A 22403-nucleotide genomic window follows, 5' to 3' on the forward strand; every position below is an offset into this window, starting at 1 on the left:
GTTTGCTACCCGGATGTGGCGCGCGGGGATGGTTTCCCTCGATCCAATGCTGCGCCCGCATCCGAAAATTAGTCGATCGCGCGCGCACTACTTCGACAACAGGCTATATATAGGCTATGGTGCGCGAAGAATTCCCAGCATCATCGAAATCTGGCGGGAGTTTTAATTGGATCGAAAAATGCGATCGACAAATCACCTATTCTGTTTCCTAGAAATATTTGCCAGCGAAGGCGGCATTCAATCCTACGTTAAAGATATTCTCAAAGCTTACCAGTCAATAACCGCAGGGACAAACTCGCCCCCGCAAGCTGAAGTTTTGCTGTTGCGAGATTCCGAAGACTGCAACAATCCTTACAACTCAAAAAATCTGAAATTTTATTATCTCAAAACCGAGAATCTCTGGTTTGGTCGTCTTAATTTTGCTACAGTATTACTAACTCGATTGCTGCAAAAACGACCGCAGCGGGTTTTTTGCGGTCACATCAAACTCGCACCGCTAATTCAAACTTTATGCCCGCCACTGGGAATTCCCTACACAATTTTAACTTATGGCAAGGAAGTTTGGGAACCGCTTCCGCCTAAATATCAAACAGCAATGAGACAAGCTGACAGTATTTGGACTATTAGCAGGTACACGCGCGATTCCCTACGGGATAGCTTCGCCGCGCGTACTTGCGAAATTAACAATTTAAATCACGAAAAATTCCAAATAGTGCCTTGTACGGTAGATGAAAATATATTTACCACTGGGCGGAAGCCACAGGATTTATTAGAGCAGTACAATTTGGTTGGTGCTAAAATATTGATGACTGTAGCCAGATTGCGATCGACGGATATTTACAAAGGCGTCGATGTCACAATTCAAGCTTTGCCACAAATAGCAAAAACGTTTCCCAATGTGAAATACTTAGTTATTGGACGGGGAGACGATCGATCTAGATTAGCCAAACTCGCTGATGATTTGGGAGTTAGCGAAAGAGTAATATTTGCGGGTTTTGTAGCGACAGAAAAATTACCAGCATATTACCAGTTAGCCGATGCTTATGTAATGCCATCCCAGGAAGGGTTCGGTATAGTTTATTTGGAAGCGCTGGCTTGCGGAGTACCCGTGCTGGCGGGAGACGCGGACGGGTCGGCAGATCCGCTGCAAGATGGTAAACTGGGGTGGCGAGTTCCTCACCGAGATTCGGCAGCAGTAGCGGTTGCTTGTGTGGAAATGCTGCGAGGAGAGGATAAAAGGTGCGATCGCCATTGGTTGAGGGAACAAACCCTGGCAAGATTTAGTTTTGAATCCCTTTGTCAATCCTTACTAGGAATTTTTCAACCCTCTGACTCAGATCAGCTTATGCCGTAGAGAGCGGTTTCTGGGTGTACAATGGGAAAATTAACTCGATCGACCGCCTGAATTTCTGAGTAGGATAGAGTTATGCCTACCTGCAAAGACACCCAAGGAGACCACCGTGAACCAAGGCACCCCCAAAATATCTTTCAAGCTACCCCGTATTAGCAATTGGCTGATACTGCTGGGCATCGCGTATTTGTTGGTGTCTATTGGTTTGGGTTGGATAGTTAAATCAGTGTTGATTTTAGTAGCTTTTTTGTTGCTGACGCCTGTGGTTGCATTTTTCGCGCTTCAGTGGTGGCTGAAAAGCAATTTAATTGAGGACAAGTGTCCAGTTTGTCAATACGAATTTACAGCCTTAAATCAAACTCAGCTTCAGTGTGCCAACTGTGGCGAACCTCTGAAAATAGAGGAAGGTCATTTTAGTCGCTTGACACCGCCCGGTACGATCGATGTTACCGCAGTTGAAGTATCATCGGTTCAACAGTTAGAAGAATAGTTAGTTGTTATTGGTTATTGGTTATTTGTTACTTGTTACTTGTCAGTAGTTTTTGGTTGTTAGTTGTTAAGTTCTTAGTTGTTGGCTCTAATAACCAATAACCAATAACCAATAACTAACAACCAATTCCCAAAATTACTTTTCCAAGCGCACTGCATACCACTGCAAAAAATTTCCAGGCCCGACATCTAATTCACAATAAGTATCAATCAAATACTTGGCTTGATCTTCCACGCCAGATATTTTATTCACCTCCTGCGGCAAATCTTCGTGTTTCTCGGTTAAGACGGCTTTCAGCTTTTCTAACAGTTCCGCCGCCGTCAAAAACTGCTCTGGCTGGTTTGTTTCTAACACCACAAAAGTGTCTTCGTCATACAGTGACATAGTTTCAAAGGTTGAGGTTAATTATTTCTAAAGTTTCGTAAACTTAAGCGATCGAAAGTATAAACTCTTAATTACAATTTTTCAGCCCCGGCTCGATCGTGTTACAATTGAACAACATCAGAATTCCTAGCGGATTACCGTTATTAACTTACTTGTTAACTTACTTGTTAACCGAGTTGTCAACAGATCCGACACAGCATTTCTGAGGAGATTTGTCAAGTGCAAATTTGTCAAGTGTCAAATTGTCAAGAAATATTCGATCGGCTGTATCTAATTATAACTGGCACTATACATTCCCATGATCACATCTTCCACTTCAACCCCTGTTGCGCGCAAACCCTCTAAATCAGAAGGTCTGAAAGAACGCAGCAACTATTTACGAGAACCCGTTGCGACTGAACTGTTACAAGAAACTACCCACTTCACCGAAGAGGGGATTCAGATTCTCAAATTTCACGGCTCGTACCAGCAAGACAACCGCGACAATCGAGTTAAAGGACAAGAAAAAGACTATCAGTTCATGCTCCGCACCCGCAATCCCGGCGGGTTCACTCCGCCGCAATTATACCTAGCCCTAGACAAGCTATCTGAAGAATACGGCAACCACACGATCCGCGTTACAACGCGCCAAGGTTTCCAACTGCACGGCGTGTTGAAAAAAAATCTTAAAGTAGTGTTTTCCTCAATTATTAAAAATATGGGGTCAACCTTGGGAGCTTGCGGCGACTTGAACCGCAACGTCATGGCACCGCCAGCACCGTACAAAAATCGCCCAGAATACCAGTATGCGCTGCAATACGCCAACAATGTAGCCGATTTGCTGACACCGCAAACCGGTGCTTATTACGAAATTTGGTTGGACGGCGAAAAAGCTGTTTCAGCCGAGGAAGACCCCGCAGTCAAGGCCGCGAGACAGAAAAACGGCAACGGCACAATCTTTAGCGACGACAAAGAAGAACCGATTTACGGCAGCCATTATATGCCGCGCAAGTTCAAGTGTTCCGTTACCGTGCCGGGAGACAATTCAATTGACTTGTACTCTCAGGATTTGAGCTTGGTGGTAATTACCAATGAAGCTGGCGAGTTGCAAGGTTTTGACGTGTTTGCTGGCGGCGGTTTGGGCCGTACTCACAACAAAGAAGAGACTTTTGCGCGGGTTGCGGATGAGATTTGCTATGTGGCCAAGGACGATGTTTACGATTTGGTCAAGGCAATTGTAGCAACCCAGAGAGATTACGGCGATCGCACAGACAGACGGCACGCGCGGCTGAAATACCTGATTAACGACAAAGGCGTACAGTGGTTCCGCGAAAAAGTAGCCGAATATTTTGGCAAGCCGCTAGAAGCCTTTAAACCGCTGCCAGAGTGGAAGTATTTGGATTTCTTGGGCTGGCACGAACAAGGAGACGGCAAACTGTTTGTCGGCATTTCCGTGGATAATGGCCGGATCAAGGATGAAGGTTCATTTCAGCTAAAAACAGCTTTGCGGGAAATCGTGCAGAAGTACAACTTGCCGATACTGGCGACGCCACACCAAAACGTGCTGATTTACGATGTTTCGCCGGATGTTAAAGAAGAAATTCAGGGAATACTCCATCGATGCGGCATTCAGCGAGAAACTGATCTCGACCCCCTAGTGCGCTATGGGATGGCGTGTCCAGCAATGCCGACTTGCGGGTTAGCGATTACCGAGTCTGAGCGCGTGATTCCCAGCATTTTAGAGCGAATTCGGGCACTTTTGACCAAAGTTGGCTTGGCAGACGAGCATTTTGTGGTGCGGATGACTGGTTGCCCAAATGGATGCGCCCGTCCTTATATGGCAGAATTGGGGTTTGTCGGGAGTTCCCCGGAATCCTACCAGATTTGGCTGGGCGGTTCTCCCGACCAAACGCGGCTGGCAAAACCCATTGAGGAAAAGCTGCACGTCAAGGATTTTGAAGCTTTTCTGGAGCCGATTTTTGTTTATTTCAAGCAAAAACGGCAACTGAGCGAGAGTTTTGGCAATTTTTGCGATCGCGTCGGGTTAGAATCTATCCGTCAATTTGTAACCAACTACCAATCTGCTGACTCGATGACAACTGAGATAAATGAATTAGAAGTTACGTCTAGTAACGGCGATGAAAACGAGACTGCCACTGCTGGCGGCGGCAAAGTCCGCCGTCGAATTAGCGTCCGCGATGAAATCTACAACGAGCTCAAGGAAGAAGCAGCCCGTCAGGGCAAGCCGATCACGCAGCTAGCTACAGAAGCGATTTCCACTTATTTAAAGAAGATTAAGGAGGAAGGATAAGCCGATTTTCGATAGTATTCAATAGACTTCTGGCAAAAGTAATATAAAGGCAGAGCATTTGCAGAAAAAAACTTGAATTTGTAAAATAATTCCGGTTGTAGATGCTTTGCCTTTATAGTTTTTTGAACAATTGAAACTCCCCCTGCCTATCCCCTCTCATTCTCTCTTCCTCTGCGTTCTCTGCGTTCTCTGCGGTTAAATAAAAAAAATCTCTAATAGAAAACGAACAATCCCAATTCAATGCCTCAACTACAAAGATTAGCAGTTACAGCAGCTCAAATTTGCGATCGCCAAATCGACCTAACTAGAGAACAACAGCATTATTTAAATCGAGTGCTACGTTTGCAACCGGGCGATCGATTTATTGCAATGGACGGCCGGGGACACTGGTGGTTAGCAGTCTTAGAAGCCCAGGAAAGCGGGTTATTTGCCTCGATAGCAGAGGAGATTGCGGTGGACAGGGAGCTACCCGTGGCAGTAACTTTGATGGCTGCATTGCCCAAGGGAAACGCCTTTGACGAGGTTGTGAGACAGGGGACGGAGTTGGGTGTGGCAAGTATTGTGCCCGTAACGAGCGATCGAACTTTGCTCAAACCAAGCGATCAAAAAGTCGATCGGTGGAGAAGAATTGCTGCGGAGGCGGCGGAACAGTCGGAACGTCAACTTGTGCCGACTATTTTCGAGCCGATTTCGTTTGATTTTGCTGTGAAAAATTGCGGTCAAAAATATCGATTTATTTGTGTTGCTCGCGGGGAAAATCGGCATTTGTGGGATTGTTTGTTGGGTAATTTAGAACCCCCCCAGCCCCCCTTGGTAAGGGGGGAGCAAGAATTAGAACCCCATTTTGTAGGGGCGGTGTCCCCGTGCCCGCCCCCTGGGGGAGAATTATCGATAGTAATAGCAACGGGCCCGGAGGGTGGATGGACTGAGGGTGAGGTGGAAAGGGCGATCGAATTTGGTTTTGAAGCTGTTTCTTTGGGGAGTAGAATTCTGAGAGCGGTGACAGCTCCGATTGTGGCTTTGTCTTTAGTTGGCGCGGCCTTTGAGAAGTGCTAATATCCACCAAGCCGATCGGAGACTTGATGGGTTTGGCGATCGCAGTTAAAATGTAAATAGATAATTATCAGAGGAGTAATATGTTACAGTCAGTAGAGGGGATATACCGAAATGGCAAAATTGAGTTATTGGAAATGCCTGCCGACATAGAAGAAGCGCAAGTTATTGTTACTTTTATGCCAAAATTAGGGTTAGTAAACTTGCAATCTCGCGGTATCAACCAGGAAGAAGCAGCAGATTTACGGGTTCGGTTGAGTAGATTTGCTCCTGATTGGGAACTACCGGAGATGGATGCTTACGATGCCTTATAGTCGCGGTGATGTGGTTTTGGTTTTGTTTCCCAGCTCGGATTTGCGTACTGCGAAACGCCGTCCAGCTTTGATAGTTCAAGCTAATAATCTGGGGACTGGTTTAGGGCAAACAATTACGGCAATGATTACTAGCAACTTAGCCCGTTCAGGACACCCAAGCCGGGTTTTTGTTTCCCTAGCAACACCGGAAGGGCAGCAAACGGGATTGCTAGCTGACTCGGTAATTATGACAGACAATCTTGTGACTCTTCTAGAAGTTGAAATCGATCGCAAAATTGGTATTTTGTCGGATATGGTGGCAGTGGATGCAGCACTCAAGCACACTTTTGGAATCTGATAAAAAAGGCGTTTTAATTCAGTAAGCTGTTGTGCATTTAAATAGAATGTCAAAAAACAATCTAATTCTTGTGGGGTGGGCCGTCTAGCCGGGTGCATCTCACTTTGGCGAATATGTCGCAAAAGGGTTAAAATGGAAAAGCTAGTAAAATTGCCAAAAAATATGAGGTAAAGAAAATGACACCCTCAGACCAAGAACAGCTAAAAGCCTACTTAAAAGCGGCAGCATCCATTCTTTACAGAAATACAGATCCAACGCCTGTTAGAAAGTTTTGACAGCATAGAAAAATCTCTCCGTCAGAAAATGCTAGAACAAGTGGGACCAGAACTAGGTAGCTTTTTTTTTCAGCAGTATCAGGGATTCAAACAGGAAAATCCAGAAAAAGAAAATCAATAGTCGGTTCGCTCGAAATTACAGACAATCAAGCGAAATATTTTGGATTGAAAGCGTATAGTCAATTCAGTCCAATGATGGAAAAATGCTGTCTTTTAATCAGTGCCAACGAATCTTATCAAATGGCAGAAAAAGATTTAGAAATTTTCACGGGGGTCAAAGTCTCTCATAGTACATTACACAGATTAGTCAAACGACAAGAATTTGAATTACCTACATCTAAACAAGGAGTCCAAGAAATTACATTAGATGGCGGGAAAGTCAGGCTACGCAACGAAACCAAAGGCGAGGGGTGTTATTGGAAAGACTATAAAGCCATTTGTTTAGATAATGTTTATTCGGGAGCATTTTTTCAAAATAATCAAGATTTAATTGATTGGACTAATAGCCAAAAATTACTACATCCTATGTATTGTTTAGGAGATGGTCATGCCGGAATTTGGAACATATTTAAAGAAATAGGAGATACTGAACAAAGACAAGAAATCTTAGATTGGTATCATCTGAAAGAAAATCTTTACAAGGTAGGAGGTTCGCTAAAACGTTTAAAGTTAGCAGAAAATATGTTGTGGCAAGGTAAAATAGATGAAGTTATCAATCTATTTAAAGAGATGACAAAAAAAGGATTTAAAATATTTTGTAACTATTTAGAGACCCATCGCTGCCGAATAGTCAACTACCAATACTATAAAGAGGAGTCCATAAGTTCGATTGGTTCGGGAACAGTTGAATCAATTATTAAACGAATTGGGTTCAGGGTGAAAATATCAGGAGCGCAATGGAAAATTGAGAGCGTTCCCTCTATCCTTTCTCTTCGCTGTGCTTATCTCAACGGTCAACTTTCAATTTGATGTATTTGCCAAAGTGAGATGCACCCGTCTAGCCCGCCCTGAATATGCAATTTAAATGCGTGACAGCTTAAATATAAAAAAATACTTAAATTAATCAAATCCACTCTGTCTCGTGTTAAGAGGAATTATCAGATAAATGGGTTGACGAGTCATGAAAATAGAGTTGAGGAAAGGTCGATCGCGCTTTTGGTCGATTCCCTACGGGATAGCTTCGCTTCACGCGCTTGTAGCAATTTTCAGTACAACATCAGTTTCTGCACAATCTCCGAGCTTTCCCATTGCTCAACAGATTAATTGCGATCGCCCGCAAGGAGATGTGCAAGTCAGAGCTTGTATTCGGTTGAATTACGAAGCCTCGGATAAACGACTGAACGAGATTTACAAACAACTGATTTCCCAATTGAGCGGCGAAGAGCGGGCGCAACTTTCCGAAGCACAATTAGGGTGGATTCAGTTAAGAGATAAAACCTGTGAATTTGAAGTTTATAAAAATCGTGGCGGTACGGGTTATGGAGGTTTCCTCAATGAATGTTTGGATCGCATGACGAAACAGCGCACTGCGGAATTAGAAAAGTATTTAAAACAGAGATAGAATAGGAAGTACAGCGTACAATACCTGACAACAATAAATAGAAACAAGTATTTATGAAAACCCGATCGCCCTTCCCCCTCACCCTCACCCTCATCTCAGCAATTGTCACCACCACCGTCCCAGCAGTTTTCGCCCAGCGACAGCCATCAGCCAACGAAATATACATCGATAAAAATTGCCAGAGCAACCAGCAATTACCGCAACTTGAAAGATTCACTATCTTTAGCAGAAACGAATTTACAACTAACGGTCAAAACTATTGGTTCTACGCCGCCCGCTATCTAGACGGATCCGTGCTTTTCTGTACCTCACAACCCAACTTCAACCAACCTAAACCTCTAACAGCAAAACAAATACAATCCCAATTTATTGACAAAATAGTCCGAGACCCCAACAACAAAACAGCCTTTATCATCGCAGTCAGAAACGGAAATGGCCTCGATGTACCCATGACCAATTACGGCTTAGAATTGAGCAATGTCGATCGACCAAAACTCACATCCCTTTCCCTCCTACAGCAGCGGGGAACCCTCAAAGACGGCGACAAGAGCGAACACACCTTTCAAGGACGCGCAGGTCAATCTATGACGATCGACCTCAAAAGCAGAGCATTCGACCACAACATAACACTGTTCGACACCAGCGGCAAAAATATTGCCCAAAAAACAGGCAACTCCCAGAATCGCCGAGAGTCTCAACTCACCGTAAAATTGCCTAGTAACGGCACTTATAAAATAGTTGTTAAAGGAGGCGATCGCACAAGCAAAGGTACTTACACATTAAGCGTTAATTCCAATCAGCTTTAACTCAATTTAAACCAAGTGCTAAGCAAACTCAAAAACAGGTGTTTTAATCACCCTAATAGGCTTTCTCTCTTCCCAAATCATCTTTTGCAACTGTTCCACAGTTTCAGGTGAAAAAAAGCGATCTCCCGTTTCCACACACACTCTAGCAGGAACATTTTCAATGATAATAAACTTACCATTGACTTCAAGCGTGTAAGTTACTTTTTGTTCCACCATTGTTTCTTTCCGGCATATCATATCTATAAGTTAACACAACAGCAAAATTTTTTAACCAGTGGCGAAACCACCCAAACATCAGCCAAGATAGAAACAACGCCATTCCCCCAATCGCCATGACAGACATCAAAGAAATAGTCGCCGCCCTCGATGGTAAAGAATACAAACAAGCTGCCCAACTCATCAAAAAACTACAAAAAGACTCCCCCGAAAATCCGTGGGTACAATACTATATCGCCCGCTACTACGAACTCACCAACAAGCTCGAAAAAGCCCAAACAACCTACAAACAAATACTCCGCGACATCACCAACCCCAAAATCGTCTCCCAGACCCGCCAAGCTATTCAACGGATTGAAACCGCACAACAAAACCTCCGCCAACAAGCCATAGAAACTGCTAAAAACGACCCCAGCAACCTCGAACCCGGACTCCTCATCCTCGAACCCGTGAGTCCCGAAAACAAAGCCGCAGTCGTACAAAATATCAGCAGAATCTTTAAAATCGACGCCTACACCACCCGGATGCAAATCCAAAGCCGTGGCTGGAGACTCTACAAAACTGGCCCCATCGCCGAACTGCGAATTTACGGTCAAGAACTCCTCAACGCCGGCATTCCCGTATTTTGGGCAACCTTAAGCGATATTCAAAAAATCCAAATCTTCCGAGTGCAACACTTCCAGTCTCTCTCTTCTCCAGCCGTTGTTTGCAAAGATAAACTCTCACGACTCGGTGCGATCGAATTTAGCTGGTCAGAAGTTACCCAAAGAGTAGAAGGCTTGTTGCCGATGTTCATCGAAGTCATGGACTACTCGCCCAACCGAAGAAAGGATCAATTTCGCCACAGAGAAATCCGGCAAGATTACGCTCAAATCTGTGACTTACACATTCCCAGCAGAAACTGCATTCTGCGAATTTGCGACCAAAGTTACGAATTTCAACAAGGAGTTGACTTTACCAAAGTTTCAGCCGAACTTCCCACTTCACCGAACCCGAAAAACAAAACATCGACAGTCAAAAACTCTCAACAAATTCCTCAAAGTACCACCAGAATTAACTGGAATAACTTATTGGAAATATTCGATCGCCAGCTTGACGTTACAGTTTGGTCAGAATTTACGCCCTTTGCCGAGACAGTGCTCGATTACACTAATATGTTGAGCAAGATCGAATCTCATATAGAAGTCGAGCGCAAATCCGAAACTCCTTGGGACTCAGCTTTTCAGCTATACAGCGGATTAGCCTTCCTCAGAAACTCAGAAAATAGGGAATAGAACAAATAGTTAAAATTAAAAATGAGCAATCCCATTTTTAAATTGTTAACGCCAGCATTGGGAATTATCCCATGCCCAATTCCCTATTATCAATTCCCAATTTCCTACTTCGTTTTCACCTGACGAGCCATTTCCCGGAAATTGTTCATGCTGGGGCCAGGGCTCCGACGACTTCCAGTTGGTGTCGGCATTAAATTATTAGGAGCAAAAGTCCGATTCGGTTCAGCTTGACTCGGCACTTTGCCGTTAGTTGCTGCAACCGCAGGTACCTTCGCAGGTTCGGGAGTATTAGCAGGAACGCTAGCGACTGGTTCCTTGTCTTTCTTAGACTTTTTCTCTACCTTAGCCTTCTTAGCAGGTTCAGACTTCTCAGACTTCTCAGACTTAACAGGCTCAACTTTTGCCGGTGCGATCGCAACAGGCTCAGCCTTCGCAGGCGCAACTTTTGCTGGTTCCTTCGTTCCAGATTCGCCCAAATCTAGGAAATATTCAGACTTTTTCAAGCCCAATAGTCTGCCGAAAAAGCCGAAAATACCGCCGAAGAAATTTTTGATAAAACCAAACATTAGACTTACTCCTTTTGTTCTTTTAGAGAAATTTTTACAAGCTTGTCAACAAAATTAGACTACGAGGTAAGGCAACTTTTGTCTACATTTCTTAATCAAAATTTACATTTTGCTGTATCTAAGCTAGCTCATCAAAGCAAATTTTAGGTATAAATACTCGCACTGCTTTGCACTTATTTACAAAGTATCTCAGAATTTGTTAGGGATTCCCACTCATTGTCGATCGTACCTCGATCCGATTCGCTAGCTGTCCTAGTACGGGTAAAACTCCCTAGGGGAGTGATTTATGCTGTAATTAGCAAGCAATTTTCTTTTCAAATGAACAGTTCGCTCGATCGCAATCCCGTCATCCTGATACACGGCATCTGGGACACAAAGATGATTTTCAGCAAAATGTCCGCCCGCCTCACCGAACTTGGATGGTCAGTCCACAGCCTCAACCTCACCCCCAACGACGGTAGCCTCGGCCTCGACTTACTCGCCAAGCAACTCGCAGACTACATCTCTGAAACCTTCGACCCAGAACAATCTTTAGACATAGTAGGCTACAGCATGGGCGGCATCGTCAGCCGCTACTACGTCCAGCGACTCGGAGGAATCAACCGCGTACAGCGTTTCATCACCCTCTCTTCCCCCCACCACGGCACCCTCACCGCCTATTCCCTACGCCTACCAGGATACCTGGATATGCGCCCCGATAGTGGCTTGCTGCGCGATTTAAATCAAGATGTGACAATGCTCAAACGCATAAACTTTACATCAATGTGGACGCCATTTGACATAATGATTGTACCGGCGAACAGCTCCCAAATGCCAGTAGGTAAAGAAGTTAAAGTCAACGTTTTGCTGCACCGCCAAATGGTGACAGAACCCCTAAGTATTAACGCAATAGTTGAAGAACTCAAAGCACCTATAGAAAATAAAATTCCCACTTAAAAATGAATAGCAATTTCAGCCGCAACCCAGTCTTGCTAATTCACGGAATCTTCAGAAAATCGGGAATTTTTCACAAAATGTCTGCCTACCTGACCCAACTGGGATGGTCAGTCTACACCCTCAATCTCTCGCCCCATTGGGGCAACGCCAGCATAGACGAATTAGCCCAACAAATAGCAGATTATATAGACAAAACCTTTGCGCCCGAACAGCATCTAGATATAGTAGGATTGAGCATGGGCGGTTTAGTAACTCGCTACTACCTGCAAAGGTTAGGCGGCATTAACAGAGTGCAGCGCTTTATTGCCATATCTTCTCCTCACAGCGGTACTTGGATGGCTTACACTCTCTGGGGAAAAGGCTGTATCCAAATGCGTCCCGGCAGTGCTTTTCTGGAAGATTTAAATCGAGATTCTGCCTTGTTGGAAAAGCTCAATTTTACTTCGATTTGGACAGATTGGGATTTCATCATCGTACCGGCTTCTAGTTCCCAAATATCTGTTGCCAAAGAAGTAAAATTGTCGGTTTTTGCCCATGCCATGATGGCGAGGCATTCCAGCAGTTTAAAAGCGGTCGCTGAAGCACTGTCAGAACCATTAAAGATTGATAAATAGCTGGCTGTAAAGTAAAACGCTCTGCTTTGAAAACCTCGATTTTTTTTTAAAAGTAGGGGTTCGGTCTTCGGTATTTTCGAGTCTAGCTAGACGGATTTAAAATTTATTGATATAATCTTAATTGACACCCATAAAATCAACAATTATGATCGTCCTGCCAAAACTGGAAAAGCTGCGAGACACTCTGCCTATAGAAGGAGCCGTTCGCATTGAATTAGTGGAAGGAATACCGATTTTTCGAGCCTCTACAACAGTCAAAAATCGCATAGAAGAACTGTTGGAAAAACAACAAAATTTGCAACTCAATCCCGAAGAAGACCAAGAACTGAATCTTTACGAAGAAATCGACGATTACCTCAGTTTTGTCAATCGAACTGTCCGCAATCTTTTCTTGGGCCAGATTCAGCCTACAGTATAGAAATGTCAGCTCGCCGTCAAATTCCTGAGAATATCCAAAATCAAGTTCGTCAGAGAGCAAACTGTCTGTGTGAATATTGCCATGCTTCCGAACAATGGCAGTATGTAGAGTTTACGATCGAGCACATCATTCCTCTCACTAAAAAAGGGAGTAACAATATTGACAATTTGGCACTAGCTTGCTTTCATTGCAACCGTCAAAAATCCGATAAAACTACAGCCATAGATACCCAGTCGAGTGTAGAAGTACCATTGTTTAATCCCAGACTAGATACCTGGAACGAACATTTTATTTGGTCGGCGGATGGATTATCAATAGTTGGTTTAACTACAATTGGACGAGCTACAGTTACAGCATTAGTCTTAAATCGAGAAAGAGTTATTAATATTCGTACTGCTGACAAAGCTATAGGGCGACATCCACCAGCAGGTGATTTGATTCAATCCGAAAGTTGATATGCTGCAACTGGTTGTTATTTCGCGCAGCAATCAAACAGCATCGCCAACTTCAGCGTATTCGCTGCGACCAAAAATTGCTTCAGCTTCACAATAATACTTGAACTCAAGTATATTGTGGAAAGGATCTTCTAAGAAGAAAGTACGGTGTTCTGTAGGCAAACCGACAAATCGCCGTCTCGGTTCTTGATAGAAATTTAACTTGTTTTGCTGGGCTTTTTCTAGCAACGCTTCCCAGTCAGCTTCGGAAGTAAAAATTAACCCAAAATGCCGGGGGTAGATGCCTCGCTGAGGCGTCAAAGGTTCGTGGCTGACGTGGGCGACAATTTGATGGCCGCACAAGCCCATAATCGCAGAATTTGGCGATTCGCGACCTAGGTCGCAGCCGAGCCCGTCTACGTAGAACGCTTTGGTTTGGGCAATATCGGTCACGGGAAAGGCAAGATGAAATAAGACTTGGTTCATGGAGGTACTAAATGCCGAATTCAGAATTGTTCTTTAATTATTTATCTTGGTCTAATCCTTGGTTGGTGGCGATCGCCCTAAATACATTTTTACTCACGATCGCCACCATTGCTCCTAAAAAATTGCTCACTCCTGCTGGGCAATTTCACGGCTGGGTATTGGGCGTCCTCATCTGGGGCTGTTTGGGATGGCAAGGCTATGCTGTCGTGATGTTTTACTTTCTTGTCGGATCGGGAGTTACGCGCATCGGCAAAGCCCAAAAAGAAGCAGAAGGCATAGCCGAAAAGCGTTCAGGCGCCAGAGGCCCAGAAAATGTCTGGGGTTCGGCTTTAACCGCTACTCTTTGCGCTTTGGGAGTTTTGGCATTATCTATTTTAGGAGATACAGGCGAGATGTCTGTTTTAGGAGAGACAGGCAAGATGTCTGTTTTAGCAGACACAGGCAAGATGCCTGTGCCACAAGATGCTATTTCCCTGTTATTGCTGGGTTACGCGGCGAGTTTTTGCACCAAACTTTCCGATACCTGCGCCAGCGAAATCGGCAAAGCTTACGGGAAGCGGACTTTTTTGATTACCAGCTTGCAACCTGTACCCAGGGGTACGGAAGGGGCAGTAAGTTTGGAAGGAACGATCGCAGGTATTGTCGGCTCAATTTTGATTGCGCTTTTGAGTTGGGCCGTCGGTTTAATTGACTTGACAGGAATTGTTTTTTGTGTTATTGCGGCTTTTATTGCCACGAACATCGAGAGCGTGATTGGGGCGACGGTGCAATCAAAGTTTGAGTGGCTGACCAACGAGGTGGTAAATTTTTTTAATACACTCATAGGAGCGATCGCAGCGATTATTTTAGCGGCGACATGGAGAGCTTTTTTAACTTAGTTAATCCGGGACGCATTCGCGGCCCAATCAACTTGGTTTTTTACGACAATTCCAACGATTAATATTATGTCCGGTCGATTACCCCTAATACGGTAGGGGCGGGTTCAGGAAAAATATCTGCCAATAATTGACAATCTCAAAAACCCGCCATTTTAATCGCGGTCACTCGATCGGACATGATATAACGCAGTATTTTTGGAAAAAAAGTCGCTCGCGCCGTCCAGGGCTATTAGCTATTAATCATTAGTCATTAGTCTCAAGCAATCAACTCATGACTAATGATTAATAGTTAATCAAACTAAGCGTCGTCTTGCGGCCCAAAAACCATTTGTAAAATCATCGTCGGTTCGCCCCGCTTGTGATAGCGATCGGCCCAATTGCGAATAATTTCATCTAATTCCTCAAGGGCTTGGTCGAGCCGTTCCGGCGGAATATCCAAAGTCTCCATAATTCGCATCACCTTCGGTTGTTTTTCCGCCCAATCCTTCATCAGCCGGAAATATCTAGCCGTATCCTCAACCATAGTAAATGTCCGCTCTTCCTGCTCTGCCGGAGAGTAAGTAGCGCGAGTGAGGGCATAAAACGGCATTCCCCAAGGAGAATCAATGCGAGTCACTGTCCCAGAATAGATCAAGCGCCGCTTAATGTGTTCTGCTAGAGCTTCGCTCAAAGGCATTCGTCTTTCTGGAGACATATCTTCTTGCGATCGCCTGTGCAGAAACTCGATCAACTCCATAAACTGAAAAGAATTGATCAGTTGAGCATCAGGCGGATTCGGAGGAATCTTGCCTTCGAGATATTTTTTTTCATCTACAGTCAAATTGTTTCCCGGAATGCGAGGGCGTCCCGGCATCCAACCATACTGTTCCAGCCAGACATAAGGAAACTGAATCAAATATCTAGGTTCTTGCGAACCCAACATTTTCAGCAATTTTCCCTGAGTCAGAGCTTCCTGGACTTCTTCAACAATCACCTTCACCCGTTTAGGCTCAATGTGATGCAAGTGTCCGGTCATCCGCAGGTTGTTTTTTTCCTCAATATAAGTCATATAAATGGCACACTTAGCCGCCGTTGCGGCCGCGTCTAGAAACGCCCCGTGCCTGTGCCCACTGGTTCTCATGGCGCTAAACGCCAGATATAGCATGATCTGATCCATTGCACTAGGGCTGAGGCTTTTGACCAGATCCAAAGAGTCATTTTTCATCACTATCCCCGAAATAGCCAAATTAGGAGGCATTTTGTCATCCTCCATTAAATTATTGCGAGAGCGCCGAATCAAGCATAGCCGACTGTCGCCGGAAAGCTTGCCAGCTACCCTAATATTCAGGTTAGTTAATTTCCCTGAGGTAACAGGGGCATGGGCTTAAAGGCTATCCACACCGCATAAGTGGTTCTTATTGGTGGCCAATTTAAGTAGATTGCTGCACCCTCTGCGCTGACAGTTTACCTATATATAAGTTAGTTATCGCAAGTTAATTATAGTGCAGCGGTTGAAAATTAAACCCTACCTGTGGGGGGGAGAAGGTAAATAACTGTTGCGATCCCAGGAATTTGAGGCGACTCCGATGCCCTAATTCTTGAATAGTCATGGATGCCGAAACCCGGTTCGATCGACTAAAATAAGGCTGTTGCATAATTGCGGGAAGATTTTGATGGTTTTGTGGGATGGGATATCGTAGCCAGTCCGCTGTATTTTCACAGCAGGCGGGACACCCCACAAGAATCCTCCTCAAATTCTGCAACGCCCAAATAAGGCGTGGAGGGCGAGGGAGATTGGTTGAAAAACCCAGACGATCCGAGGCCTGTGGTTAGTGCTTGTTCACTTGAAGCGTTTTCAATACAAAACCGCCACATACTAGAATCTATCTCTAGGTAGATGGCGGTTTCCCGTTTATATGATAACATTTTTTAAACAAAAAAGAATCTCCTCAGAACAGTCCACAAAAAGTGCAGTTGTCGCTTAACATGAAACACTAGAATTCTAGAAAATCCGATCGCGCGATCAAATGAACGGCCCGAAGCAACTCAGTTGTGGTCATCACTTGCGTCCAGAGCCATTAGAAATCTTGTAGCGGATGAGTGTAAACAGTAGGCTCAGTAAAATTTCTGCGGCGGCGGTTTCTATCAGGACCGCGCTCGCCCCTTTGTTGAGTTTGCGCTGACAACATATATTGAGCGGTGCCAGTTTCGAGCATGGGGAGTGGAGATTCAAAAGCTTGAGCGGCGCTGGCACTCAAGGTAATGCCCAACAGGCTCAGTAAAGCAATTGCAGTGTAGGTTTTCATGGGTAGTATTCGTCTCAGTATCTATTTAGAGATACGACATTTACCCTGGCCTATCAGGATGAATTTCCCTGAAATTATCAAACTAGAGAATTAGGAATCAGGAATCAGGAATCAGGAATCATAAGGAAGAAGGAAAAAGAAAGAAGGAAAAAGGCTTTAGTTAAGCTATCGCGCCTTTAAATTGTCTCCTAAAATCATTGTATAAAAAGCGGAAAATTATCTTTCCCTCTCCCTTTCTCACCCTCTCCCCCTTCCGAAGCAACAGACACTTTAGATGCGTAGCATCTGATCTATGAGAGCAGCCAGAAGTCGATGTAAAATGAAATAAAATTTCTTGCTTCAGTAAAAAAAAATCCTAATTGCACTACCCAGAAGGTTGCAATAATATACAAAACCGCCAAATACGAGCTTCAATGTCTCGATAGATGGCGGTTTAAGGTTTATATGCTATCATCACATAAAAGAATATCCTAATGACTGTAAACAAGAAATGCAGTTGCCTTGGAAACCAGAAAAACTATCATCCCAGGAAATCAGATTCAGCGCTCGACACGGGCGGCAGAAACTAACTCAATAACGGAAATCGCTTTCGTCCAATGTCATTAAAATGCTTGTAGTTGATGAGTGTAAAGATTAGGTTCACTGAACTCTCGGCGTCCGCTGCCTCTTTCAGGAGAACGATCGCCCCTTTGTTCGGTTTGGGCGGATAAAATGTATGAAGCGGTGGCAACTTCCAGCAGTCCGACGAGGGATTCAAAGGCTCGAACGACAGTGGCGCTCAAAGTAACGTCCAAAAGACTCAGTAAAGCAACTGGTGTGTAAGTTTGCATGGGTAGTATCCGTGTCAGTGTCTATTAACTGATACGGACTCTCCCCGATCTATCAGGATAAATTTCTGTGAATTTTTCGGATCTCTGCAAAAAACCTCACCTCTTCTATTCTACTGCTACCGCCAGCAGCCAAGCACCTGCCGAATTCAGCCGGCCCCATACTGTCAGAGGCTTTTCGGTTTCGCAATTGTGTAAAAATTTGTCGGTTTCCGAGTCCAAAGTCACGAGTTGCCAAGTTTGACCGGCCGCAGATGCGGGGCTTGTCAGCGTTAGTGTCCAGTCTTGTTCGCCGAGGCGACGGAAAATGCCAGAAAATTGGCTGTGGGTATTTGCTGTTTGACTGCTTGGTTTTTCTACTGACTCCTGACATTCGCCGCTGGCGGGATATGCTTGGGGTCGATCGAGATAATAGCGTTGCCAATCGAGCCAGTCCGATCGATCCCGTGTCAAATTAAATAAAGGAATAACCGCCGCACTCGCCTCGGAATCTTGCAGCAAAGCTTCCTGCAAAACTCTCACCGGCAACTCCCGCGGCTGACATCCAGATTCCGCGCACAAAGCCGCCGCCATCCCCGCCGCCTGTCCAATATTCATTACCGTCGGTTGCAAGCGAGTTGCACCGTTAGCGATGTGAGATACGGAAATATTTTTTTCGCAGACTAGCAAACCGTCCGTACTCGCAGGAATTAGCGCGCTGTAAGGAATGGTAAACGGAGTTCCAGTCCAGCGGCCGCCCCAGCGGATCGATTTTGGCTGCAAGGGAATGTCGCCACTGGTGTAGTGGTGATCGTTGGCATAGTTCCCGATCGCAATTGTTTCACAAATGCCCTCAGAATTTATCGGCAACTTCGCGACTCTGCCACCGACAATAGGCAAAATATCTTGTTCTCTGATTGTTTGTACTCCCCGCAAGCGCCGACTTTCTCGGTAGTAAGGATGTAAGGCAAAGGAAGAAAGAAGGGAAGAATTTTGTTGATTGTCGATCGTTGAAAGGGGGAAAATATTCTGTGCAAGGCCGTAGCGGGGGCCGAGTTGCGTTTGAATGAAGCGGGCGAAACTTTGACTGTGCCAGAGACTTTCTTGGAGGAATTCTTGTCGAGATGTTTCTGATTTAATGAGTCGATCGACTCCTTCACCATAATCATTACCTCGAATCGGCCAATTAATCATCAACAATCCCCCCGGAAGCCTGCCGTAATTGAGAAATTGTTCGGGAGTGTAACCGTCCCAAGCACCGATAAATCGATCGAGATTCTCAACAGGCGGCGCGGGAATTTCTGGCGCCACCGCACCTTTACCAAAATCCTGCATAATTGCCACCCAAGTCGGAGCTTGCACCGAATAACGCTCTGTGAGAGCATTAGAGGCAGCCGGCGCGCTGGGTTCTCCCCACTCGGCTTGGAATTCCCAACCCCAGCGGTGCCCAACATCCGCTAAAGCCAGCAAATCTCCCAATTCCGTTGCATCCAAAGTGATTTTGGCCGAAACAGTAAAATCTGCAAACCGAACGCCAGAAATGCGATATCTTTCCCGTAGCACATCATGAGCGATTTGTCCAGAAATCCACTGTAAGTTCGGCAAACATTTAACCCAATCAGCAAAAATTTCAGCACCGATGCGGGGATCGTAAGTAAAAAAACTTACCCAACCCCAATCCAAACCTCCCGGCTGTCGCTGCTGGAGTTCCCGGAGAAACGCGCCCCACAAACCAGTTTGAAAAGCTGCTAATTCATTGCCATCGGGGGCAGAAACGCCAGCAGAAGTCAGCATTCCTCCCAGCCAGGGGAATTCACTTACTAAAATAGTTTTGGCCCCTCGGCGGGCTGCTTGCACGGCTGCGGCAGTGCCGCCAGTGCCGCCACCGACTACCAAAACATCTGCTTTTAAGACCGAAGACATGGGCAATACCATTTTAGATTTTAGATTTTAGATTTTAGATTGCAAGAGGCTCATTCATCATGTAAGGTGCGACCACAAGCACCCAGAGGATAGATGTTCGGCGTTGGCGCCCATTGAATGTAAGGGTACACAGGCGGCGCACCCTACAGATTTTAAAATTACCTCTTTCTCCTCTTCCCTCTACCTCTGCGTCCTCTGCGTCCTCTGCGGTAAAAAAAAAAATTAGTTATTGTGAAAGTCAGATCGCATCTCAAATCAAAAAGAATCAGAAAATGGGGAACCGGGACACTAAAGTCATACGTCGCGTAATTTCCCCACTACTCACTACTAACCAAGCAATTGAAAATGGAAAAAGGTTTTATTTTGTGGTTCACCGGGCTGAGCGGTTCCGGCAAGACAACTATCACCAAAGCTCTCGAACCTGAATTGAAGGCAAGAGGTTGCAAAGTGGAAATATTAGATGGAGATGTCGTTCGCACCAACTTGTCAAAAGGTTTGGGATTTAGCCAAGAAGACAGAGATACTAATATTCGGCGGATTGGATTTGTAGCTCACCTGCTGAGCCGCAATGGAGTAGCCGTAATGACCGCAGCTATTAGCCCCTACAGAGCAATTCGCGACGAAATTAGAGCAATGGAGCCCCATTTTGTTGAAGTATATATCACAGCGCCGTTAGAAGTGTGCGAAGGTCGCGATGTCAAGGGGTTATACGCTAAGGCGAGAGCAGGAGAAATTAAGGGTTTTACGGGAATTGACGATCCTTATGAAGAACCGCTTAATCCTGAGATTATTTGTTACACAGAGCGAGAAACTGTGGAAGAGAGTGTTAAAAAAGTTCTGACCAAGTTAGAACAGTTGGGTTACATTTGATGTTGGCGGGGTTGGATGAGGATAGGGGCAAAAAGCGATGGTGGTGAAAAGTTATTCGCACGGCGTGCAACTTGAGAAAAAAGCTCACCCTTGTGTTCCCTTCGCGGAGAGGGAGGGTGAAGAATTTCTCCCATTTCCTGCAAGAAGAGGGGCTCAGGGAGACATTTCCAGCAAAAGCTGCAAGCTAAGTTATTGGGCAAGCAATGCTGTCAAAAGTTTAATGATTCAAAGTTTAACAGTGTCAGTGCTGGCGGCGGTGGGTTCATCTCCTGCAGCGGCCCAGTTTATGCCTCCTCCTCCTCCTCCTGCGGATGCGGGTTCTCCTGTTCCTGTACCAGTACCCGCAGCGCCGGGATTTCCGGGATTTCCGGCAACTGAACCTTCAAGTGTACGATCGGAAGTTTACACTTTAGGCGCGGGCGATCGTATTCAAATGGACATCTTCAACGTCCCGGAATACAGCGGCCCCAACGGTCAACACCAAGTACAGGCCGACGGTTCCCTGAGTTTGCCGTTAATTGGCAGCGTTTCGGTGTACGGGATGACCCTAGAACAAGCTTCTAATGCTGTTAAAGACAAATACGGCAAATACCTCAAACGCCCTTGGATTACCCTGAAACTGCTGGCGCCGCGTCCTTTGCAAATTGCGATCGCGGGCGAAATCAACCGCCCCGGAGCCTATACAATATCCTCAGCAGCAGGCCCCGGAGGCACAGCAGAGCAAATGGGAACTCAAATGCCAACGATATCGCGGGCTCTGCGAATGGCAGGCGGAATTACCCAGTCAGCAGACGTGCGACAAATCAAAATCCGCCGCCCCCAGCGCAACGCACCGGAACAAATTATTAGTGTGGATTTGTGGGAATTATTGCAAAACGGCGATTTGCGGGCCGATATGACTTTGCGCGACGGCGATACTATATTTATTCCCACTGTAACTAGCCTCAACCGCCAAGAAGCACCGACTTTAGCAGTAGCTAACATTACCGGACAAAGCACTCAACCAATTAATATTGCTGTGGTGGGCGAAGTAACTCGCCCCGGTACTTATACTTTGACAAAAGAGGCTCAAAGTAGGGTACAAGAGAATGAAATGGGTGAAAATTCTGGTTTGTTTGCTGCCAGCGAAACCAACGGCGGGGAAAGTGTTTTGCAGCAAACTGTAACGAGGGCAATTAAAATGGCGGGCGGCATTACGCCGGTAGCTGATATCCGACAAATACAAGTTCGCCGCCTGACGCGGGCGGGTACAGAACAAATTATTAATGTCAATTTGTGGCAACTTTTGGAAGGGGGAGATGTATCCCAAGATTTAGCGCTACAACAGGGAGATACAGTAATCGTCCCCAAAGCCGAAAACCTCGATGAAACCCAAGACGAACAAGTTGCTAATTCTAATTTTTCACCGGATACGATTAGGGTGAACATTGTAGGAGAAGTCGTGAAACCGGGAACGATTGCGGTGGTGCCCAACACTACTTTAAATCAAGCGCTGGTAGCAGCGGGAGGTTTTAATAAAGCGCGGGCAGAAATGGATTCGGTGAATTTAATTCGCCTCAATCCTAACGGCACCGTTTCGCAGCTAACTGTTAAGGTGGATTTTTCTGCAACTGCCAATGAAGAAACTAATCCCAAACTGAAAAATAATGATGTAATTATGGTAAGGCGATCGGGTCGCGCTACGTTCTCGGATAATGTAGGAGGGACTCTCGCTCCTCTCAGCCCGCTGTTAGGAATATTTCGGTTGTTCGATATTTTTCGGTGATTTGAATAAACTGGCATTAAGACCTCAAAAACCCGATTTAGAGAAAATATTGCGGTTTGGTAATGCAATAT

At 45.3% G+C, this 22403-nt stretch carries 26 protein-coding genes and 1 pseudogene; 17 read left to right on the top strand and 10 right to left on the bottom strand.

The window, feature by feature from the left end:
• Window positions 1-178: 178 nt before the first annotated feature.
• Both QUA88_RS11070 and QUA88_RS11075 read left to right on the top strand, forming a co-directional pair.
• Window positions 179-1354, top strand: a complete 1176-nt coding sequence (locus tag QUA88_RS11070; RefSeq protein WP_333053406.1) for a glycosyltransferase family 4 protein — start codon at window positions 179-181, stop codon at window positions 1352-1354.
• Window positions 1355-1460: 106 nt separating this feature from the next.
• Entirely contained in the window at window positions 1461-1841 is a 381-nt protein-coding gene (locus tag QUA88_RS11075) for a hypothetical protein (RefSeq protein WP_333053405.1), read from the top strand.
• Between the two features lie 135 nt (window positions 1842-1976).
• Here the strand turns inward: QUA88_RS11075 and QUA88_RS11080 are convergent, their stop codons facing one another.
• A complete protein-coding gene (locus QUA88_RS11080) occupies window positions 1977-2225 on the bottom strand; it encodes a chlororespiratory reduction protein 7 (RefSeq protein WP_333053404.1) in 249 nt (82 codons plus the stop codon).
• 298 nt (window positions 2226-2523) lie between these two features.
• Between QUA88_RS11080 and sir the strand changes: the two genes are divergently transcribed.
• The 7 genes and pseudogenes from sir to QUA88_RS11115 all read left to right on the top strand — a co-directional run bounded on the left by sir (window position 2524) and on the right by QUA88_RS11115 (window position 8861).
• On the top strand, window positions 2524-4515 hold the full coding sequence (gene sir / locus QUA88_RS11085) for a sulfite reductase, ferredoxin dependent (protein WP_333053403.1): 1992 nt from the start codon (window positions 2524-2526) through the stop codon (window positions 4513-4515).
• A gap of 240 nt (window positions 4516-4755) precedes the next feature.
• On the top strand, window positions 4756-5571 hold the full coding sequence (locus tag QUA88_RS11090; protein WP_333053402.1) for an RsmE family RNA methyltransferase: 816 nt from the start codon (window positions 4756-4758) through the stop codon (window positions 5569-5571).
• 80 nt (window positions 5572-5651) lie between these two features.
• Window positions 5652-5882, top strand: a complete 231-nt coding sequence (locus QUA88_RS11095) for a hypothetical protein (RefSeq protein ID WP_333053401.1) — start codon at window positions 5652-5654, stop codon at window positions 5880-5882.
• Complete coding sequence (locus QUA88_RS11100; RefSeq protein WP_333231359.1) at window positions 5872-6219, top strand: type II toxin-antitoxin system PemK/MazF family toxin; 348 nt, start codon at window positions 5872-5874, stop codon at window positions 6217-6219. Before QUA88_RS11095 ends, QUA88_RS11100 begins: the two co-directional genes overlap by 11 nt.
• A 176-nt stretch (window positions 6220-6395) precedes the next feature.
• A pseudogene (locus QUA88_RS11105) lies at window positions 6396-7463 on the top strand (ISKra4 family transposase).
• Window positions 7464-7614: 151 nt separating this feature from the next.
• A complete protein-coding gene (locus QUA88_RS11110; RefSeq protein WP_333210353.1) occupies window positions 7615-8055 on the top strand; it encodes a lysozyme inhibitor LprI family protein in 441 nt (146 codons plus the stop codon).
• A gap of 53 nt (window positions 8056-8108) precedes the next feature.
• Complete coding sequence (locus QUA88_RS11115; RefSeq protein WP_333053398.1) at window positions 8109-8861, top strand: hypothetical protein; 753 nt, start codon at window positions 8109-8111, stop codon at window positions 8859-8861.
• A gap of 18 nt (window positions 8862-8879) precedes the next feature.
• Here QUA88_RS11115 and QUA88_RS11120 read toward each other — a convergent pair whose 3' ends face one another.
• Window positions 8880-9098 carry a YgiT-type zinc finger protein gene (locus QUA88_RS11120; RefSeq protein WP_333053397.1) on the bottom strand — a complete coding sequence of 73 codons (219 nt, stop codon included), beginning with the start codon at window positions 9096-9098 and terminating at the stop codon, window positions 8880-8882.
• A gap of 95 nt (window positions 9099-9193) precedes the next feature.
• On the opposite strand from QUA88_RS11120, the gene QUA88_RS11125 reads away from it, so the two are divergent.
• On the top strand, window positions 9194-10351 hold the full coding sequence (locus QUA88_RS11125) for a tetratricopeptide repeat protein (protein WP_333053395.1): 1158 nt from the start codon (window positions 9194-9196) through the stop codon (window positions 10349-10351).
• 104 nt (window positions 10352-10455) lie between these two features.
• Here the strand turns inward: QUA88_RS11125 and QUA88_RS11130 are convergent, their stop codons facing one another.
• Window positions 10456-10917, bottom strand: a complete 462-nt coding sequence (locus QUA88_RS11130; RefSeq protein ID WP_333053394.1) for a hypothetical protein — start codon at window positions 10915-10917, stop codon at window positions 10456-10458.
• A gap of 318 nt (window positions 10918-11235) precedes the next feature.
• On the opposite strand from QUA88_RS11130, the gene QUA88_RS11135 reads away from it, so the two are divergent.
• The 4 genes from QUA88_RS11135 to QUA88_RS11150 all read left to right on the top strand — a co-directional run bounded on the left by QUA88_RS11135 (window position 11236) and on the right by QUA88_RS11150 (window position 13340).
• Window positions 11236-11853, top strand: a complete 618-nt coding sequence (locus QUA88_RS11135) for an alpha/beta fold hydrolase (RefSeq protein WP_333053393.1) — start codon at window positions 11236-11238, stop codon at window positions 11851-11853.
• Window positions 11854-11855: 2 nt separating this feature from the next.
• Window positions 11856-12467, top strand: a complete 612-nt coding sequence (locus QUA88_RS11140; RefSeq protein ID WP_333053392.1) for an alpha/beta fold hydrolase — start codon at window positions 11856-11858, stop codon at window positions 12465-12467.
• A 145-nt stretch (window positions 12468-12612) separates the two neighbouring features.
• Window positions 12613-12885, top strand: a complete 273-nt coding sequence (locus QUA88_RS11145) for a hypothetical protein (RefSeq protein ID WP_333044472.1) — start codon at window positions 12613-12615, stop codon at window positions 12883-12885.
• A 2-nt stretch (window positions 12886-12887) separates the two neighbouring features.
• Entirely contained in the window at window positions 12888-13340 is a 453-nt protein-coding gene (locus tag QUA88_RS11150; RefSeq protein WP_333053390.1) for an HNH endonuclease, read from the top strand.
• A gap of 33 nt (window positions 13341-13373) precedes the next feature.
• Here QUA88_RS11150 and QUA88_RS11155 read toward each other — a convergent pair whose 3' ends face one another.
• Window positions 13374-13805, bottom strand: a complete 432-nt coding sequence (locus QUA88_RS11155) for a VOC family protein (RefSeq protein ID WP_333053389.1) — start codon at window positions 13803-13805, stop codon at window positions 13374-13376.
• A gap of 11 nt (window positions 13806-13816) precedes the next feature.
• Between QUA88_RS11155 and QUA88_RS11160 the strand changes: the two genes are divergently transcribed.
• Window positions 13817-14683, top strand: coding sequence for a TIGR00297 family protein (locus tag QUA88_RS11160; protein ID WP_333260231.1), 867 nt, complete (start codon window positions 13817-13819; stop codon window positions 14681-14683).
• A 298-nt stretch (window positions 14684-14981) separates the two neighbouring features.
• Here the strand turns inward: QUA88_RS11160 and hetR are convergent, their stop codons facing one another.
• The 6 genes from hetR to QUA88_RS11190 all read right to left on the bottom strand — a co-directional run bounded on the left by hetR (window position 14982) and on the right by QUA88_RS11190 (window position 19697).
• Window positions 14982-15887, bottom strand: coding sequence for a heterocyst differentiation master regulator HetR (gene hetR / locus QUA88_RS11165; protein WP_333210401.1), 906 nt, complete (start codon window positions 15885-15887; stop codon window positions 14982-14984).
• A 268-nt stretch (window positions 15888-16155) separates the two neighbouring features.
• Entirely contained in the window at window positions 16156-16317 is a 162-nt protein-coding gene (locus QUA88_RS11170; RefSeq protein ID WP_333181653.1) for a hypothetical protein, read from the bottom strand.
• A gap of 61 nt (window positions 16318-16378) precedes the next feature.
• Window positions 16379-16588, bottom strand: a complete 210-nt coding sequence (locus QUA88_RS11175; RefSeq protein ID WP_333271706.1) for a hypothetical protein — start codon at window positions 16586-16588, stop codon at window positions 16379-16381.
• Window positions 16589-16740: 152 nt separating this feature from the next.
• A complete protein-coding gene (locus tag QUA88_RS11180; protein WP_333271710.1) occupies window positions 16741-16968 on the bottom strand; it encodes a hypothetical protein in 228 nt (75 codons plus the stop codon).
• Window positions 16969-17570: 602 nt separating this feature from the next.
• Window positions 17571-17798: a heterocyst-inhibiting protein PatX gene (gene patX / locus QUA88_RS11185; RefSeq protein ID WP_333053385.1), complete on the bottom strand. Its 228-nt coding sequence runs from the start codon at window positions 17796-17798 to the stop codon at window positions 17571-17573.
• A gap of 105 nt (window positions 17799-17903) precedes the next feature.
• Window positions 17904-19697: an FAD-dependent oxidoreductase gene (locus QUA88_RS11190; RefSeq protein ID WP_333271713.1), complete on the bottom strand. Its 1794-nt coding sequence runs from the start codon at window positions 19695-19697 to the stop codon at window positions 17904-17906.
• 345 nt (window positions 19698-20042) lie between these two features.
• Between QUA88_RS11190 and cysC the strand changes: the two genes are divergently transcribed.
• Entirely contained in the window at window positions 20043-20567 is a 525-nt protein-coding gene (gene cysC, locus QUA88_RS11195) for an adenylyl-sulfate kinase (RefSeq protein ID WP_333053383.1), read from the top strand.
• Between the two features lie 37 nt (window positions 20568-20604).
• A complete protein-coding gene (locus QUA88_RS11200; protein ID WP_333053382.1) occupies window positions 20605-22332 on the top strand; it encodes an SLBB domain-containing protein in 1728 nt (575 codons plus the stop codon).
• Window positions 22333-22403: the final 71 nt, after the last annotated feature.

The sequence above is a fragment of the Microcoleus sp. D3_18_C2 genome, from assembly GCF_036702395.1.
In the GTDB taxonomy this organism is placed as follows: domain Bacteria; phylum Cyanobacteriota; class Cyanobacteriia; order Cyanobacteriales; family Microcoleaceae; genus Microcoleus.